Genomic DNA, 17,376 nt, shown 5'->3' with positions numbered 1-17,376 from the left:
TTTTTTTATGAACTATAGTTCACAGTAGATTAGGCGATATTTGAAATTGATGCAACTGGACAGAAAGCGTTGTATGTCTAACTGTCAGGGGAATTAAAGGAGAGGGGTTCCGGTGCCTGGAACAAGCCCGGACGCAGACACCGGAGCGCCAGCCAGTGACGCCCGGACAGTTTACCGTAACGCGCCCCGGAGTGCGTAAAATCTTGTTCAAAATATCTGTAGCGGTCGCAGATGATAAACACCACGACCAGCGCATAGAGGGCGTTTCCGGTGACGGGAACAAGCCAGGACACCGCCACCGGAAGTCAGCCTGTGACACCTATTTACTTAACTTTAATTGTGGTAGTCCTTGAACATCAGAGAAAAATGTTACGCATGATTTATCAAAAACACCTTCACATGCCCAGTAAAACTCCCCTTCTTTCTTTTTACTCTTTATACGTTTTAAACTTTTATTACATTTTGGGCAAATGTGTAATGTATTTGAAGATGATTTTTTGGTATCTACTTTGCTTTTATTTTTACCATTAAAATCAGGTAAACCATTTAAATCAGGTAATGTTTTTTTGCATTGAGGCGTTTCCCTGTATCCAGTGCAAGCCCAAAACTCTCCATTTGCTCCTTTTACTTTTCGTAGAGGTCTTTTACAGTCTGGACAAATAGGCGCATTGGTAGAAATATTCAATCCATTGCTATGAAGATTTTTAATCTGAACGTAAATATAATTGTCGTTAAAATCTATAAATTCCTCTATGGTCATTTGACCATTTTTTATTAACGCTTGTTTCTCTGCCCATATTGCAGATATATCTGGTTGTGTTATTTCCGCAGGAAATGTAGCACATAGTTCCTGACCTTGCTTTGTAGTTTTCCATACAGGCTCTGAATAGCCTTTCATTTTTTCAATAACAACAAGCCCTGTATTTGCAGCTAATTTTTCAAGAATCCCCGCTCGAGTAGCCTCTGTGCCAAGCGTACCCCCGCCCTCTTTCTCTTCCAGGGCTTTACGTAACACCGGATCATGAATGAATTTACCCGGATTTTTCATAGCGGCGATCAATGTGGATGTGGTGAAGTATTTAGGCGGTTTTGTGGGTTTTTTATCAATTTCTGACAACAAACATTTACCCGTATCATTAAACTTCAAAGTGGACAGGTCAAAGCCAGTCAGTTCACATGATTCCGCTTCTTCCTCAGCATCATCTTTTTCAAGTTCTTTACTCAATATCTCCCAACCTTTATTCACCATCACACTCTGTGTGGCTGTAAAGGTGTCGCCATTTATATCAAAGTGAACTTTGGTTTTATTTCTTACCGAATCAGGATAGAACAGCCCCAGAAAATGAATGGCAACCAAGTTATATACGTGCCTTTCCTTTTGACTCAGCCGGATATTGGCACCATTTTTAATAGAAGGTACGATGGCATGATGCGCTTCACCTTCAATATTTTTGGTATTAAATGCTTTATGCTTCTGCTCTTTGTGCATTCCAGCCACGATGCCAGATAACTCAGGCATGGTCACACTGATCGCCCCGGCGATATCCGTTGCCTGATAGTAATGTTCATCAGATAAATAACGGCAATTGGTACGCGGATAACTCACCAGTTTATGCGTTTCATAAAGGCTCTGTAGGATATCAAGAGTGTCTTGCGGGCTGTAGCCATACTTTTTCGCACATATCATCTGGAGCGTCCCCAGATCGAGCGGTAACGGCGGCGCAATGCTCTCAGATTTGGTAGTGGCAATCGTCACCATTGCCTTATGGTCTTTTATCCGTTCAGCGATATGCCGTGACTGAGCTTCTGAAATAAGACGTTTTTTTTCATCAACCTGATCACTCTCCACTACCTGGTATTTCGCTTTAACGGTATGGCCTTGTAACGCAATACTGCCGTAAACATCATAGTAGTAACTGATTGTGTGATTTTGATTAGCAAGCGTTCTGGTGTTTATCAAACCCAGAGTAGCACTCTGTACACGCCCAACGTTCAGCACCCCATTATAGCCTTTCTCACGGCCTTTTAAGGTAAAACCTCTTGTCAGATTATAGCCAAAGCCTTGATCAGCACATGCTCGTGCTAAGGCGCTATTAGACATACCTCGAAACTTGCTATTAGGCTGCATATTCGCCAGTGATTTTTGTACTGGTGCCAAGTTGAGATCCACAATCAGCAACCGTTCAACGGGTTTTGTATTACGGGCATAATCCAGCATTTCATCAACCAGTAAACACCCCTCTTCATCAGGATCGCCTGCATGAACAATACTGGTAGCCTGATTAATCAGGGACAAAATGATATTCGTTTGCGCCGCAGTTTGCGGTTTAATTTTTAACGATGGAGGAAAAACTGTTTTTATAGGCAAATCAGCGAAATGCCATTTACTGTATTTCGCATCATAATCTTGTGGATCATATAGCTCTAACATATGCCCCACGCACCATGTTACAACATCACTACCATGCTGAAAATAGCCGCCTTTTTTTTCGGTGTCAGGATTGCCGCCCAGACCTTCAAAAATAGCTTTTGCTAATGATGGTTTTTCTGCAATAAATAATCTCATGTTCATTCCTTATGACTGTATATTTACTCTTATTGTTGAATGGAATCTAATTTAACAATCAAGCTATTTGCTTATAGTTCCCAGAGCAAAAGATGGATGTTTGTATTTTAGACATTTCAAGTAAAATATTTAGCCGCCTAATCAATGACTTTTTGCATTGCTCTTTTGATAAAATTATTACATTTTTTTTAAGTACAGACATTTTCCATATATGACCAATCACATCAGGAGTCCAGACCTTCTGATAACTATATGCACTTAATATGAAAGCATTAGGATTGTAGTTTCTATACATAACCTCCCATGATTCGATGTTTTCTACATGAAGTTGTATACAGTTGTGATTACGTTCAATGTGCTTTTCACATTCACAAATCATAATAACGCCATTACAATTATTAATTGTAAAACTTGAAAACCCTACAGCATCTGATTGAACGTAGTATTTACCATTTAAAATCACGATTTCTCTCTCTATAAACCCATGGTGGAATACCATCGCTATTTTTCCATAACCCAATGGATTTTTTAAAAGCTTCATCTTGGGCATTGTAATAGAAAGGTTCATTACAATATTTTGTGTATGTCCATGCAAAGCCATTTTTCACCAATTCTAAATTGATATTAATCTTGGTACTAACAACAGCTATTTCACGACCATAAGCATCAATCCCGTTAACTTCCAATCTAACAGACTGATTATTTATTAGCTTGCTTAACTCCATTTTCGACTCAAGGCCAAATGTTTGTTTCTTCTCAGGTGCATCAATGCAATATAACCTAACCTTTTTATTTACCCCATTTTCACTATAGATAAATGTATCACCATCAATTACATATTTAACTATGACGTTTTTAGAAAAAACCGGATTGCAAAGAAAAAGAAAACCTATACAAAAGAGATATTTTTTTGCATGCAAAATCATTTCCCTAATCACCATCATCATTGTTAATTAAAAAATCAGTAATAGCACGCCCAGCCTTAATTGCATTATTAATTTCGGTAGGTGTTCTTCCGCGACCACTCCAGTATTTCGGCTTACCATCCTGATAATATACATACTTAGAATTAGATTCTGATTTTATATCAATAGAAGAAAGCAAGGGTTTTTTGGGGATGAGTTCATTAACTTCAACACCATCCTGTATAAGAAGATCTCTATAGTATTTGATTTTTCTTTCTCGCTCTGCAACTTGCTTTATTTTTACAATTTCTTCCTCTCTTCTTTCTTCGATAAGATCACTTAATTTATTTTTAATAGCAATAAGTAAAAACACACCATCATGCGATTTAGCAATGACACGCAAAGTATTAATATTCAGTAGGGTACGTAAATGATTCATTGGAGCACCCATTTACCAGAGTTGTTTATTTGGAAATCTTTAGGTAGTTGCCACTCTGAATTTCCAATGTAATTAACATTAAAATCTGTAAATTCATTACTAAAGTAGGTTTGACAATACGATGGTAAGTTAGATGAGATTCGCATCTTTTGAACCGGAACACACCCATCATCATATTGAGATCGCGGTCGTGAACAAACCATAAATGTTTTACGTTCTATTAAATCTTTGTTCAAAGTATCAGGTTCACACTTACCAGCACCGCTAACAATGGCATCAGTTAACTCTGGCATACCTTGCTCCTCACTTGCAGGGCAAAGCTTTAAGAAGCTTTTCCTGGCATTTAGAGTATCTTTCCATTTCCTCTTAGTAATATTGAAATAGCGATTCAACGATGGTGTGCATTCACTTGGGCGATTTCCCCCAGCTAGACATAAAGTAGCCTCACATGCGAGTCTAGTGTCACCAGTAAGCAATTCACCAGCTTCAATACTATCTGTTTTTTCAGCATATACATTGGACGCCACTACAAAAGAACAGAGAGAAAAAACAAGTACTTTAAGATTTGTCATAGTAATCCCCTTTTTTGCATGCAAAAATTTTTAACCTTTTGAGCTGAAATAAACTTGATGCTGTGCATTTGAAGCATTTCGACACGATTCACTATCAGTCGGACTCTTGTTACATTCTTTAAGTTTTTGCAGTCGAGCCTCCTTATTCGTTTTGTAAAATTCTATTGAAATTTTTTCTGATGAATCACAACCAATCAATACAAGAACAGCTAAAGCAGAAACAATTACATTTTTAACTTTCATTTAATCATTACCCCCTTTGATGCTGTTGAAATTACAGCTTCTCTATTTTTAGAAAGCAACTCGATGTAAAAATCATAGACTTTCTTTGCATATTTAATTCTCGTAGCCTCGTTCCTATCTGCAAAACCAGCATTGTAAGCCCCTATTGATTTCCAGTTAACACCATTTCTTTGAATGTTCATTGCTAATATATAAGCACCTACATAGACATTTTGACATGGGTTTGTAACCAAATCCTCTCGGGATATACCCCAATCAGAAGCTAGCTGTTTGAACCAAATGCTATTAATTTGCATCAATCCAATATCTATACTTTCTTTCGATGTTCCTTTTTTATTTATGTTGGTAGCCCGAGGATTCAAACTGCTTTCTACCTGAGCAATTGATATTAACAGTAATGGATCTACACTATATTTTTCACCAGCTTCTTTGAAGCAAAATGCATTAACCTTTCCAGAAAAAAATGAAATTAAAAGAATGAGGAAAACTAAAGAACTAAAGAAAGATTTTTTTTTCATAATCACGCCCTTTGCTTTATCAATATAAATATAATATTATCAATTCATCAATATTACAATATTGAAGGAGAAATTATGAACCTAAGTTATCTTGCAGCAGTAATGATGATCGTTTTAGCCTCTTTCATTGTAGGCGGTGTGAGTTATTCGGAACGAAGTTATTTCGAGAATACATCAAGTGAGCAAATCACATATTCGTTTTTAAATTACGTTGATGCCGTTCAAAGTTATAAAACTTTGAATCCTACAGCAAATGGTAATATTACAACAAACATAACATTACAATCATGGCAGCAAAAAAACAATGCTATAACGGTTTATGCTACCTCCGGGAAGTTCTATGTTTATATGCCAAATAAACCGGGTGCATACACCAAGCTACGCGCACAAACTGGCGATTCAGTTTCATTTGGCTTATCTGATAGCAGCTCCATTCAAACGACCTTCGGGAGCGTAACAAAACCATCCCAAATCCCGACAAACAACATAGTGTTTATATTATGATCTATTTATACATTCTATTGGCATCTGCCATCATAACTATGATTTTAAAAATGTATTTACCGAAAGCAATTAATTTTGTTGAAAATGAGATTTTAAACACTGCTAATGAAATTAAAAACCGTTCTGAAAGGCTTTCCTTTCCTGTATTTGTATCATTTTTGACTATTTTAGTAACTCCAGCTTATTGTCAATATATAAGCAATAATAAGATACTTACATTCACGGTTTTTGTTACAGCAACATCAGCTATAATTGATATTGTTAGAAAATGGGTTCCTGACATTATCATTCACATCATAGCTGTATCTTCATGTTTATCCTTTTATGGTAATTTCCAGAGCGCCATGATCTTAATGGCTTTATCTATTACTTTAATATCAGCTATCAACTGTATTGCAGTGATAAAAAACAAATCAGTCTTAGTTGCCAGTGGTGATGTATATCTCATTGCTTTTTTATCACTTTGGCTCTCTCCAACTACAGCCTTTTTATTTCCAACATTAGCACTCATCTTTGGTTTTTCACTTACAAGTATATTCAAGATTAATTACATTCCATTTGTGCCAGTAATCCTTCTTTCATTTATTATCAGCTTAACATTGGGGAATTATTTAACCTAGAGGGTTTACTATTATCATATCATTTGTAACTTTGGATAATTCTCCGGGAACGGGAATCCTCTTTCCTTGTTGCGCAGCACTAGCAAGTGTGCGTAATAAAAGATTACTAGCTTTTGACAGGGCGATTTCAAGCGTGAATCCAGTTGCTTTTAGTTCACTAAAATCTATAAGTTCTACAGTGTGTACTCCATTCTCTATAGTTTTGAGCGCAGGATAAGGCACAAAATAAGAAGCGATTTTTTTGACTGTATTCTTCTTTGCATCAAGTTTTTTCACTAACTGATAAGCTCTAAGATGAGTATATCTTTTCAACATACTTAAAGACTTGTGTCCTGAGATAGCAGCAACCTCCATCATATTTAAAGTTCCAAGTTCAAAAAATCTACTGATTGCCTCATGACGGAGATTGTGAAAATGTAGATTTTCAATTTTTAAATATTGTATACATTTTCTCCACGCACTTTTCACCCCTGATGATGTGTATGAAAAAACATAGCCAAATGTTTTCATTGACATTTCTGATAGTAATGCTCGGGCTTTTGCAGATAAGGGTACATCCCGCCATGTCCCATTTTTGGTTTCAGGAAGATGAACAACTCCAGCTTGCAAGTTAATATTTTCCCATTTCATCGAAAGTATTTCCCCTTGCCTCATAGCTGTTTCTAGTGCCATACAAAAAATAATATATAACTCTCTATTATTTTGGATTAAATAACTCTTAATCTTCCTTTCTTCATGAGAATGTAATCGTCTTTCACGACCTGGATTACATTTAGGCTTACGTACAGTCTGGACAGGGTTTCTAATACATGTACCCCATTCAGCAATCGCTAAATTAAACAATGAAGATATTAGGGCTAACTCCAATCTCACTGTATTACCACTAATTGGCTTACCGTTTTTAGGATTGACTTCTGAAAGCCTTATGTCCCTATATTCAGCAACGTCAATAGATGTAATTTCATGCATGTACTTACTTGAAATTGCGTATCTATTGATTACATTTCGCCTATAGCTTTCTTGTTGCCAACCATTTTTAAGGTTAGAAACAGTATTAACGTATCTATCTAGAGCATCATTTAATCGAATTGTTCTTTTCCTAGACAAAATAGAATCTCCACAATGTTACAAAACCGTGAACTCTACTTTCACTAGCGAGAATGTCAAACTGTCAATCCGGTGTCTGGACAGGAAGTGGAAAGATCAATGCTCAAGGCTGTAATTGGTACTCTTCACCAGTTGCCAACGAGTACTTTATTGGGGGGAAAGGTAATGGTTCTGTCTACTACAAGCCTGTTCAATGCCCTGCTAACTACGTTATGGCCGGAACCCGGATGTATGGCATTGGTGATGGTGTTGATGAAGAACACGTTGATGCCTATTGCTGTCCTTTCAGCTAACTGTCAATCCGGTGTGTGGAAACGATCAGGGGGAAGCACAGTCCTTACTGGCCTTGTAGGGAATGGTCAACAAATACCGCTACCTAACGGATTTAGCCAAAATCAGTGTACTTGGAGTGTGAGTAACAGTGAAAACCCGCATGGTTGGAAACCTAACTATTTTGCCGGACAAGTAGCGGCTGTCGATCCAAATCGAGTAGTTAAGTGCGGTCACTATGATGAATACAATTTTTATCCAGGTACTAACAGGACTGAATTAAGCGGAAAGTGCAGCTTCATAATAAGTTGTGCATAACTGTCAATCCGGTGTGTGGAAATCAGCAAAATCAGAAATTGATAGTTTTGTTGTTGTCGGTGCTGCGGGCTGCAACAAAACATATTCATACGCCGCTTGCCCTGTAGAAAACAAGCTCCTAAGTGGCGGCTACAGTCTGACTTATTTCTCGGGTAATGCGTCCTCAGCATACAACGCACCTGATGGTAGCTATCCAGATGTAGCTAATAACAGATGGGTGGTAACTGGAGCTGGCTCAAACAATAACTGTTTTGCTGCCTACGCCATGTGTTCTCGATAACTGGTAACTGGTAACTGGTAACTGGTAACTGGTGGCGCTAACAGTAGCGGACAATGCCTTGCTGCTGTTGCATGGTGTACAGCAAATTAGCTGTAAAGGATGAAGCCTTAGATTGCAACGGCTTCATCAATTTTTACCTTAGTAATCAAGTAGTATCTTCATACAGGCACATTCGCCTTGCAATTGCCCAGGTGAAATTACGGGGCAATTGCGATCTGTACGTGGCGTGTAGCCAATGTAATCTTCGGACTTACGCGCACTCATTGAGGTATAACGGCAGTAGTAACCGGGCTTTCCAGTGCTAGGTTTTGTCCAGACACCGGATTGACAGGAAAGGATGCCGCCGCTTGCATCGCGGCCTATAAGCCCATTTGGGGAACACCCCCACCCTGCTGTAGCTACACCGTTGATCTGCAAATACTCATTTGTAGTAATTCGACCATTAGCCTGTATCGCTCCATTTGCCTGAATGGAACCATTAGATTGTATTGAGCCAGCCTGAACCTGACCGCCTGTATAAATGTTCTTATTGTTATAGGCACGTATCCATGATGAATCGCTCATATGCCACCCCCCGCCCCATTTCTCACTATACCAGCCTGTGTCACCTCGAGTTCTAAACCATCCGCCTGTATACGTTTCTCCTGCCGTATTAGTCGTTTGTGCAGTAACCGTACCGGAGGCTGAAATATTTCCAGTTGAATTGACGTTAGCTCCCTGAACAGTAGCATTAGAATTAATATTACCCGTTGCAGAAACTGTATTGGTATTAACAGTAGTAGCGTTAACGGTTGTTCCGTTTACATTCACAGCGTTAACACCATTAGCATTATTAATATTGTTATTACCGATATTCAAATCTACGCTCATGGTATTCAATTCTGGATGCCCAGGAACAGATTTTCTATATAGGTAATCGTTTGTTGAAACATTATTTTTATAGAACTGAGCAATTGCTATATGACCATCTCCTGGATTCACAGCAAAAGCTGAAATATTTTGGCTCCAGGAGCCTAAAGCACCTTTCGCAATACCGCTTTCTATATAACCGCCATCAGCTCCAATGCGAGTAGCTATTTTTCTTGCCGCTGATTGACTTACTTTGACACCATTAAGAGTTACAAGAATGGATTGAAATTTATTAGCGCTCGGTTCTAATACTCGAACCTGATAATCTTGAGAGTATGTGTTTTTAACCGAAAAACCAGAAGGCAAATATCCGCTACTAATAAGGGTAGCAACATCTATAACATATGGCGATGTTGGGGTAGCTCCAGCAGAAATGATAGATGCATTATCGGCTATATATTTCTCAGCAGCATCAGACACACGTTTTGCATGTTGTGCAGCATTTGAATAAGATTGATCATTCATCAAATACCACAAAGCCGGAATCATCAACGTGCTTAAAGATGCTAATGCAACAGCCCATCCACCAACACCATCAGCAATTTGCCAAACGCCATTTTTCATAGTTTTCATGTTTAAATACCACCTCTTGCACTATTATTCCTTTGTTGATTAACCGTCTTAATTTCATCAATCAACTGTGAGAAATCGCCATTTGCAATCTTGTTTCTTGTTTTCTGCTTGATTAAATCATCTTGAAGATGAAAAGCCGTAATATTAACATTCCTTCCAATTACAGCCCCATTTCTTTCTACATAGTCCATAGTTTGACTTACAACCGCACATAAAGAACGTGAAACAATTGATTTAGAGTTAGTATTTTTTTCAGAACATAAAATGTCAAAACGCTCAATGGCATCAATGATGCTATTGGCATGGATAGTTGCTATGACAAACATCCCGTTAATTGAAGCTTTAAGAGCTTCATGCGCTGTGTCTGAGTCTCTAATTTCTCCAATTAATAGATTATTAACACCCATACGCATTGCTTTCTTCAAAGCAGATGAATAGCCCTCATGCTCTCCAATTTCAAGCTGAATACAGCGGCCTTTTCCATGCCTACCATCAAGAAGTGTTTCTATTGGATCTTCTATAGCAACAGACACACCACCAGTAGCCGCCGTTCGGTAACTAATTATTGATGCTGCGGTAGTCGTCTTTCCAACTCCCATTTTTCCCGCAACCAAGACCAAACCCACAGTTTCCTGTTTTTTTATTAGATCTATGATAAAAGGAGGCAACCCTATTTCTTCCGCAGATATTATCTTACTTGATGTCTGCCTAATAACATAATTGATAGCACCTATGTTATTTCTAGAGATTGTTATCCTATAAAAAACACCGTCAAATTTCAAAGAAAACTCTGTTCTTCCTGTGCGCTCATGCTTTAGTTTGCATTCGTTTTTTAAATTTTCAATATCCTCTAGTAACTCAATTGGAGCAGGAGCAAGCAAAATGCTTGCTCCAAATAGACCTTTAACTTCGGTATACTCTTCACCGATATAAATATCGGTGAAGAGTGAATTACTAAGTTTTTTTTCCATATTCATTACGAACTAGTAGTAAATGCAATGGTATTATTTTTCCCTGCCGTACAAGCTGTTTGAGCTGTAAGAGTTGGTACTTCTCCACTAAAACTAGAACCACTATTAATCTGTGTTGTCGCAACATCCCCACCGCTTACTGTTGTTGCAACCTTGATGCAATCAGCCTGGCTTAACTTACTTGTAGAAACAGTAAATCCTGTACCAGCACCAACAACTGTAATATCACCACCCGATTTATTGTATAGCTTACCAGCCGTAACGGTGACAGTTTTACCTACAGAAGCAGCAAGTGCAGGTACATAATCCGAAGTACCGTACCCTGTAGAACTACGGAAAGAGCGCATTTCGTTCATGATCGTGGTTACTGACTGAATTTCTGCTGCCTGATTCGGCTTTAATAATGCATATGCAACCACAGATGCAACCGCTACTAAGCCCGTAATTGCCATAGCCCAAGCGCCAACACCATCACCGAGTTGCCAAACACCCTTTTTCATATTTTTCATAGTACACCTTTTAAAAGTTAAACATTGCTGTGACTAATGGAGATAAAATTACACATACGATAATAATACCGAATGCACAACCCAACATACCCATGACTTGTATTACCTTCCCTACCTTTTCAATTTTCGATATAGTTGCTTCTTGCCATCTCTCACTAAATGACGTTAATGATCCATTTTTATTTGATGTATCAAATAAACTACGGAGCTTAATAATTGCATCTTCACTAGGAAAATCATAGCCACTAACATCTAATGCAGCACCTAAGTTTCCTTCACCTGTAGCTAATCCAATTAATGCACCGTCGATGCGCTCCTTTAACCATTCATCGCGCGAACTGTTCCTCATTTTTAATAAAGCATCGCGCAAGGAAATCCCCGAGGAAAGCATGGCATCAATGTTAGATACAAATGTTGCACCATTTAATGTTCGGTATAAAGAATATGGTAAATATTTATCGGCATGAAAGCGACTATTACCTGTCCAACGAGGCAAGGAATACCAAACCCCAAATATTACAGATATAAGAACTGTTAAAGCAATATACCAAAAATCAGACACAAAAACATAAAAATAATATATAGCCTTTTGTGGCAAGCTCCACATATATAATGGCGTAATTTCCACTGTGTGCGGAATTAGCATTGAACAAATCATTGCTAACAAACTAAAAAAATTCAGGAACATAAATAAGAACATACCTGCTGCTCCAGAAATGGCAGATTTTGATCGTTGTAAATCTTCTGCCATTTTCATTGCTCGTCTAAAACCTTCTGAAGCTTTGTTAACAGCGTCACTGGCTTCAATTACGCTACGCTCAGAATCAGGTATCCATTCTGCTAGAGACTCAGCTAATGTACTACCTGTTGCTAAGTGTGAATAGCATTCACGAAGAATCTCAGCAATAGGATGATTTGGTTTTTTCCCCCGCCGTGTATAACTCTCTATCATACGCAAATAAGCCACATCAACTTCAATCCCATCAATTAAATATTGACTGAAATTATCATAGAGATCTATGCGGTCAGTTGCATTGAAAGTTAGCTTAGTAATAAATCTATTTAATTTATTCATATATCATGCCACTTTAAGATTTTTGCTCACTGAATTTCTGATTTCAGCAGTGAACATTTGAATATCACGGTCTAAACTACTTACATGGCTATGAGAGTAAATTGGATCTATTAAGCCGTCATTTATCAAGCTTATTGCACTTTCACAAAGCGTTACCCCTCCTTGCTGATACCAGTACTCATAAGCTGCAAGTTTTCCATGCTTCTGAAATATATTCATAAAATCGGCATTGGTTTCAATGATTTCATAAATTCCTGTCATTCCTTTGTAGCCAGTATGGTTACAATCTTCACAGCCACATTTACTAGCAAACTGTATATTTTTGGTATTGCAATGTGTTTCGATTAACTCTCTATAGACAGCATCAATTTCGCTTAATTTTTTTGAGTACGGTTCACAGCATTTTTTACACAACAACGGGGCTAATCTCTGACCAACCAAACAAGTTACTAATGAAGAGTCTGTAACCAAATCCATATCGACATTAAAACTTTTTAAGCGAGGAATAATGTCAATCGGATTATGAGTATGAATTGTTGTATATACTTTATGGCCTGTCTGAGCAGCAGCGATAGCACCCGTTGCTGACGTAAAATCTCGAACTTCACCTACATAAATTTGGTCAGGATCAAGTCGCATCATGTTTGCGATAGCATCCCCCCAAGCTTTCGATAAAGCACCAGGAGAGCCTCGTTCAATGCAAATCAATGGGGTTTGCACAGCTCCAGCGATAGTAGATTCAATTGGATCTTCTACAGTTAGCAAGTGAATGCCAGGATCTCGAGAAGTAACAATCTCACACATACACTTAGCAAGTGTACTTTTCCCCGAGTTTGTCGGGCCACTAATGAACACAACACCAGATGGTTTACTAATAACACGTTGCAAGATTCTTTCTTGTTTAGCAGTAACCCCTAGTTCATTTAAAACTAATGATTTCGTGTTTTTTCTCAACAAACGAATAACAACCAACACTTGATCATCTTTTGGACGTGATGATAGACGCCCACCACTTAGACCTAAGTTCTCAACATGTGACTCTTTTACTTTGGCATCTACAGGCTCTGTATATGTGAATGTAGGGGATGAACGCCCTTCACACATAGTTTGATAAAGAGCCTGAACAAACCTCTGTCCTTTATCATCTACAAGGTCATTGTAGAAAACGAGCTTTCCGTCAATTCTGAAAAATATTTTTGTGTACTTTGAACCAACACGGATATGAATATCGGATGCACGTTTTTTAACAGCTGCTTCAAAGGTGCGCACTACATCAGTTTGTAGGTCTGTATGCTCTTCCTTTGAGGTGAAGACATTGTTTTTCTGCTGCAACTCAATTAGCTTTGATTTTTGTATTGGTTCCCATGCAGAATCAGGCCATTGCGCAATAAATGCTTTTCGATAGTCCATAACTTCAGGATTAAGTTTATGGTCTTTAACTACATACAGTATTCTGAGTTCACCATCTGTAGCAATTAACATATTTTCTATTAAAAAGGCATTAACAGTATAATCCGAAATACCATACTGACTATTTAATGAGTAATAATCCATTTAATAAGCCTCGTCTTTCAATAAATGTTTTTTATTATCTTTGACAGATATAACCCATACGCCTGTTACAGAAACACTTAACAATTGGAAACCACCAGAGATAATCTCTCCTTTTCGTTTCCATTCTGTAGAACCATCATTATATTTAATTTGAACTAAATTATTCATGACGCGCAAAACAGTAGGTAAAGAGTCAGATTTAACAGGATTTTGTATTAAAGAATTTGTTTGTCCCCCAGGCATTCCTTGATTAGCTGTAACAACTCCTGTTTGACGCTGCAAATCTGGATTATTTGCTTCTTGTTGTGCTTTGTTTCGTGCTGCAATTGCTTTGTAAATTGCAGTTTCACCATTAATCACATCTATATCACCAATTGTTTTTACTGATTCTGCACAAGTAGTAAATGTAGCTAAGAGAAGAATCATTAAAGACAATGGACTTTTGCATGCAAAAAAATTACTTATCTGAGCCATACACTGTACCTTCTACGCTATAGGAAATCTGACCTTCTTCATGATTTATTTTGTAGCTAATCATATTCAATCTCACACCATCCATATTAATATCTTTAAATATCAATCTCGGTGGTATTGTTGATTCATATGAAAACTTCAACTCTACCCAAGTAGGTATAGGCAAATCCCTATCCTCGGGAGTTACTTCTTTTTTCAACGGTGTACTCGGGGCGATATTAAATGCAACAGAGTTTTTTTGTAAAACTGTCACTAGATTATTTGTTCTAGTTGTTAAAGGTAAAATAGGATCATCACCATTCCCCGGCGCGTCCATTATAATATGAAATGAAGATAACGTATTATCCTTAGCGTTAAAGTTTGGGATTACACCATACATTTCTTTAACAGCCAAAATGAAATCAGTAACATTCGCTGGACTTTCCCCATTTTTATTAAACAAAAGCTCCATTTTCATTTTTGCTATTTTATTGCTTTGCCCTTGGCTAGCATATGTACAATCAACAACTACAGGCAACCACCCTTGTATTGATAAAGGAATGCCTTTATCACCAGTACCATTGCTTGTACCAGTTTTATTCATATTGTCACACGTTCTGATAAAGTCTTGAACGCTAGGCTTATCAATCCAAGGGTGTATTAGGCTATCTAAACGCGCTTGGTAGCGGGCATTTCTATTAACTTCCTCTTGTTTTGCTAAAAGCTCGAGTCTAATGCGTTCCTCAGCCTCAGCTTTCTTATCAAGATAATAATTCAATCCGAACCCCAAAAAAGCAGCTAAGATTGCAAAAAAAGACACAAGTAGTAATTGTTGTTTTGTTAAACCGAATGTTAGAGGCTTTAGTTTGAATCCTTTTTGAAGATTATCTTGAACTAAAATAGAACTCAGCGAAACTTCTCGAGTAACCCATGAAAAGTCTATATCACCAATTACATCAATTGCAGAATTGCTATCAGGATCGTATAGGTCATTTTTCAAACCATCTACAAGTTTTTTAACTTCACTTTCACCGACAACAAGATCAGTCCAGGGAATAACAGCCCCATTTTCACCGGAAGCTATTAATATGTAGCGTCGGGACTCAGCATCTGGTTCATCAAGAGGAAAGACTCCAATCCATGTACCTTCAATCAAAGATACAAGGCTGACCGCTAATGAATACATACCTTTAATGCTTTTGGCTTGCTTGGGTGCAAAACCCGCCTGAATGTAATCTCCTTTTTTAATAGCAACAACATCCAGCCCATTCTTTTTGCCGTAGTCTTTAGCCTCCTTCATGTGCTTACGGGCATTATTTAAAGATTTCCAATCAAGACCGACTACAAAGTTATTACCGTTAACAGTAACAACTTTTATTTCTTTGTGCTGGACTTGTGCTTTATCAGACATTTTTTACTCTCACGAAATAACAGGGGTAATGGTTATTACAAACATACGCTTGCTATTTTTACCACTCATACCACCGCCGAAAATAATATTATTTGGATCGCCAACACCTTGTTTGCTTGCATCACTAACTTCTTGCTCGAAACCACTCATGACAATCGTTTGATTTGGTTTTAACCAAACACGCTGATTTATTGAATTAGAATCAACATCTGGAGCTTCTATAAGATTTGTATTGTTTGCATTATTGATTCTTCTGATCTGTTTAAGGTTAGAAATATCCATAAACATAGTAAGCATTACTTTATTATTATCAGGTGAAACCTTCGGTAAAATAGTAATATTCGTCCCCGTCGTAACAGAGCCAGGATTCAGTGAACCAGATGTTCCTACATTGCTTGTTTGCTCAGATGTTACACTCTGCAAATAAGTAACCTGGCTAGCAACCTGCACAGGAACCGCTGCAAGATTAGTTGTCATGATATTATTTGTTTTTACATCAGATACTTTTACCTGCTCTGATAGAGCATTGAATAAAACGTCTGAACCCGCGAACTGACTAGCCGCGCCAGTTGCAGTATCTAATACCTGAAATCCACCGCTGATTGCATCAGTGCTACCAGAGAAGGTATTAGCTAAAGAAATGCCATAGTTACCGCTGAGGCTTTTCCACACTAAATTCCAGTTAACACCTAACTCGTCATTTTTATTTAAGTTAATAGTATAAATTTTGACACTTAACTTAACTTGCTTGCTAAGAGATGAGTTTTCACTATTTAAATAATTACCAACATTCCTAACAACATCAGGAACGTCAGTAACAATAATCGCACCGGAGGTTTTGTTCATACTTAGGCGGCCTACGCCCGGCGTTAACATGCTTTCAGCAGTAGATTTTATATCCCCATAGAGATCATTCTCCAACTGAACTTCTGTATTCGAATTTGAGCCAGAATCGCCACTAACACCGCTTGTAGAAGATGAAGAACCAGATGAATTTGATGAACCTGACTGAGTGGATATGCCGCTTTTTACCAGGCTGTAGAGTTTTGTTTTCGCATCTGTCGCATCGATCTGAAAACGCTTAGTTTCAAGATAATAGATTGTGATTGCATTGTTTTCATACTTCCAAGATACACCAAGTCTCGACGTTACAACATCGAGAAGTCCCTTAGCATTGCCTTGATAGATGATGTCTGAAATCATTGCACCACCACTACTTCGCACCTGTGATACTGGCGATGTAGATGGGGCATTCAATGCCTGTAGTGACACCATATTATTACCATCCAGCACAGGCGGAGGAACCGCTGTTAACTGTTGCGTGCTGCCGTTCGCTCCAACTGACTGATTAGATAACAGCATTGCTGCATCTGGTGTAATACGAACAGGTATGTGACAAAGCGTAGTAATGTCCTGACCAAACTGAAATACGTCAATAGGCCGTACTGGTTTATAAGAAACCTTGCATGTTAATTCAGGTGGAGGAACATCATCAGGATTAATATGTAAAGGTGTTGGATTAATCCATTGCTCATTTTTATAAACAACCGTAGGTCTGTTGTTGGTAAAATCTTTTAAA

Annotated in this window: 18 protein-coding genes; 2 read left to right on the top strand and 16 right to left on the bottom strand. The window is 37.9% G+C overall.

All coding sequences use genetic code 11. The annotated features are described in order from the left end of the window. Positions 1–77: 77 nt before the first annotated feature. The 7 genes from AC0IWZ_RS22640 to AC0IWZ_RS22610 form a co-directional block, all read right to left on the bottom strand. Positions 78–299, bottom strand: coding sequence for a hypothetical protein (locus tag AC0IWZ_RS22640; RefSeq protein ID WP_471679374.1), 222 nt, complete (start codon positions 297–299; stop codon positions 78–80). Between the two features lie 20 nt (positions 300–319). Beyond that, on the bottom strand, positions 320–2,566 hold the full coding sequence (locus AC0IWZ_RS22635) for a DNA topoisomerase (RefSeq protein ID WP_471679373.1): 2,247 nt from the start codon (positions 2,564–2,566) through the stop codon (positions 320–322). A 446-nt stretch (positions 2,567–3,012) separates the two neighbouring features. Further along, positions 3,013–3,492 carry a thermonuclease family protein gene (locus tag AC0IWZ_RS22630; RefSeq protein WP_471679372.1) on the bottom strand — a complete coding sequence of 160 codons (480 nt, stop codon included), beginning with the start codon at positions 3,490–3,492 and terminating at the stop codon, positions 3,013–3,015. A gap of 4 nt (positions 3,493–3,496) precedes the next feature. Further along, complete coding sequence (locus AC0IWZ_RS22625) at positions 3,497–3,910, bottom strand: H-NS family histone-like protein (protein WP_471679370.1); 414 nt, start codon at positions 3,908–3,910, stop codon at positions 3,497–3,499. Next, the gene (locus AC0IWZ_RS22620; RefSeq protein WP_471679369.1) at positions 3,907–4,482 is read right to left on the bottom strand and encodes a TrbM/KikA/MpfK family conjugal transfer protein; all 576 of its coding nucleotides are present in this window, start codon (positions 4,480–4,482) and stop codon (positions 3,907–3,909) included. Before AC0IWZ_RS22620 ends, AC0IWZ_RS22625 begins: the two co-directional genes overlap by 4 nt. Before the next feature lie 30 nt (positions 4,483–4,512). Continuing rightward, a complete protein-coding gene (locus tag AC0IWZ_RS22615) occupies positions 4,513–4,725 on the bottom strand; it encodes an EexN family lipoprotein (protein ID WP_471679368.1) in 213 nt (70 codons plus the stop codon). Further along, complete coding sequence (locus AC0IWZ_RS22610; protein WP_471679367.1) at positions 4,722–5,243, bottom strand: lytic transglycosylase domain-containing protein; 522 nt, start codon at positions 5,241–5,243, stop codon at positions 4,722–4,724. The genes AC0IWZ_RS22615 and AC0IWZ_RS22610 overlap by 4 nt, the downstream gene beginning before the upstream one ends. A gap of 75 nt (positions 5,244–5,318) precedes the next feature. On the opposite strand from AC0IWZ_RS22610, the gene pilM reads away from it, so the two are divergent. Together pilM and AC0IWZ_RS22600 are read left to right on the top strand one after the other, a co-directional pair. Beyond that, positions 5,319–5,747, top strand: coding sequence for a type IV pilus biogenesis protein PilM (pilM, locus tag AC0IWZ_RS22605; RefSeq protein WP_471679366.1), 429 nt, complete (start codon positions 5,319–5,321; stop codon positions 5,745–5,747). A gap of 50 nt (positions 5,748–5,797) precedes the next feature. Then, positions 5,798–6,367, top strand: coding sequence for a hypothetical protein (locus tag AC0IWZ_RS22600; protein WP_471679365.1), 570 nt, complete (start codon positions 5,798–5,800; stop codon positions 6,365–6,367). Here AC0IWZ_RS22600 and AC0IWZ_RS22595 read toward each other — a convergent pair. From AC0IWZ_RS22595 to pilN, 9 genes are all read right to left on the bottom strand, one after another. Then, on the bottom strand, positions 6,359–7,474 hold the full coding sequence (locus tag AC0IWZ_RS22595) for a tyrosine-type recombinase/integrase (protein ID WP_471680535.1): 1,116 nt from the start codon (positions 7,472–7,474) through the stop codon (positions 6,359–6,361). The two genes, AC0IWZ_RS22600 and AC0IWZ_RS22595, sit on opposite strands and share 9 nt — an antisense overlap. Before the next feature lie 1,006 nt (positions 7,475–8,480). Beyond that, complete coding sequence (gene pilV, locus AC0IWZ_RS22590; protein WP_471680534.1) at positions 8,481–9,824, bottom strand: shufflon system plasmid conjugative transfer pilus tip adhesin PilV; 1,344 nt, start codon at positions 9,822–9,824, stop codon at positions 8,481–8,483. 2 nt (positions 9,825–9,826) lie between these two features. Further along, positions 9,827–10,801: an ATPase, T2SS/T4P/T4SS family gene (locus tag AC0IWZ_RS22585; RefSeq protein ID WP_471679362.1), complete on the bottom strand. Its 975-nt coding sequence runs from the start codon at positions 10,799–10,801 to the stop codon at positions 9,827–9,829. Next, on the bottom strand, positions 10,801–11,304 hold the full coding sequence (locus tag AC0IWZ_RS22580) for a type 4 pilus major pilin (protein WP_471679361.1): 504 nt from the start codon (positions 11,302–11,304) through the stop codon (positions 10,801–10,803). Before AC0IWZ_RS22580 ends, AC0IWZ_RS22585 begins: the two co-directional genes overlap by 1 nt. Positions 11,305–11,314: 10 nt before the next feature. Next, positions 11,315–12,379, bottom strand: a complete 1,065-nt coding sequence (locus tag AC0IWZ_RS22575) for a type II secretion system F family protein (protein ID WP_471679360.1) — start codon at positions 12,377–12,379, stop codon at positions 11,315–11,317. 3 nt (positions 12,380–12,382) lie between these two features. Beyond that, positions 12,383–13,933, bottom strand: coding sequence for a GspE/PulE family protein (locus tag AC0IWZ_RS22570; RefSeq protein WP_471679359.1), 1,551 nt, complete (start codon positions 13,931–13,933; stop codon positions 12,383–12,385). Next, positions 13,934–14,407, bottom strand: a complete 474-nt coding sequence (locus AC0IWZ_RS22565) for a hypothetical protein (RefSeq protein ID WP_471679358.1) — start codon at positions 14,405–14,407, stop codon at positions 13,934–13,936. After that, positions 14,391–15,797, bottom strand: coding sequence for a type 4b pilus protein PilO2 (gene pilO2, locus AC0IWZ_RS22560; protein WP_471679357.1), 1,407 nt, complete (start codon positions 15,795–15,797; stop codon positions 14,391–14,393). The genes AC0IWZ_RS22565 and pilO2 overlap by 17 nt, the downstream gene beginning before the upstream one ends. Before the next feature lie 9 nt (positions 15,798–15,806). Continuing rightward, the coding region (gene pilN, locus AC0IWZ_RS22555) for a PilN family type IVB pilus formation outer membrane protein (RefSeq protein ID WP_471680533.1) at positions 15,807–17,376 on the bottom strand (1,570 nt) is incomplete at its 5' end.

The sequence above is a fragment of the Buttiauxella sp. AC142 genome (assembly GCF_979253435.1).
Note: the sequence above shows the minus strand (reverse complement) of the source record. Positions and strands in the feature narration are given on the sequence as shown.

What these genes read in the sequence shown, in the direction of transcription:
- AC0IWZ_RS22600 (WP_471679365.1), top strand. Translation starts at nt 5,798, where the DNA reads ATGTATTTACCGAAAGCAATTAATTTTGTTGAAAATGAGATTTTAAAC.
- AC0IWZ_RS22625 (WP_471679370.1), bottom strand. Translation starts at nt 3,910, where the DNA reads ATGAATCATTTACGTACCCTACTGAATATTAATACTTTGCGTGTCATT.
- AC0IWZ_RS22630 (WP_471679372.1), bottom strand. Translation starts at nt 3,492, where the DNA reads ATGATTTTGCATGCAAAAAAATATCTCTTTTGTATAGGTTTTCTTTTT.
- AC0IWZ_RS22570 (WP_471679359.1), bottom strand. Translation starts at nt 13,933, where the DNA reads ATGGATTATTACTCATTAAATAGTCAGTATGGTATTTCGGATTATACT.
- pilV (WP_471680534.1), bottom strand. Translation starts at nt 9,824, where the DNA reads ATGAAAACTATGAAAAATGGCGTTTGGCAAATTGCTGATGGTGTTGGT.
- AC0IWZ_RS22635 (WP_471679373.1), bottom strand. Translation starts at nt 2,566, where the DNA reads ATGAGATTATTTATTGCAGAAAAACCATCATTAGCAAAAGCTATTTTT.
- AC0IWZ_RS22615 (WP_471679368.1), bottom strand. Translation starts at nt 4,725, where the DNA reads ATGAAAGTTAAAAATGTAATTGTTTCTGCTTTAGCTGTTCTTGTATTG.
- AC0IWZ_RS22565 (WP_471679358.1), bottom strand. Translation starts at nt 14,407, where the DNA reads ATGGCTCAGATAAGTAATTTTTTTGCATGCAAAAGTCCATTGTCTTTA.
- AC0IWZ_RS22580 (WP_471679361.1), bottom strand. Translation starts at nt 11,304, where the DNA reads ATGAAAAATATGAAAAAGGGTGTTTGGCAACTCGGTGATGGTGTTGGC.
- pilO2 (WP_471679357.1), bottom strand. Translation starts at nt 15,797, where the DNA reads ATGTCTGATAAAGCACAAGTCCAGCACAAAGAAATAAAAGTTGTTACT.
- AC0IWZ_RS22610 (WP_471679367.1), bottom strand. Translation starts at nt 5,243, where the DNA reads ATGAAAAAAAAATCTTTCTTTAGTTCTTTAGTTTTCCTCATTCTTTTA.
- AC0IWZ_RS22620 (WP_471679369.1), bottom strand. Translation starts at nt 4,482, where the DNA reads ATGACAAATCTTAAAGTACTTGTTTTTTCTCTCTGTTCTTTTGTAGTG.
- AC0IWZ_RS22585 (WP_471679362.1), bottom strand. Translation starts at nt 10,801, where the DNA reads ATGAATATGGAAAAAAAACTTAGTAATTCACTCTTCACCGATATTTAT.
- AC0IWZ_RS22575 (WP_471679360.1), bottom strand. Translation starts at nt 12,379, where the DNA reads ATGAATAAATTAAATAGATTTATTACTAAGCTAACTTTCAATGCAACT.
- pilM (WP_471679366.1), top strand. Translation starts at nt 5,319, where the DNA reads ATGAACCTAAGTTATCTTGCAGCAGTAATGATGATCGTTTTAGCCTCT.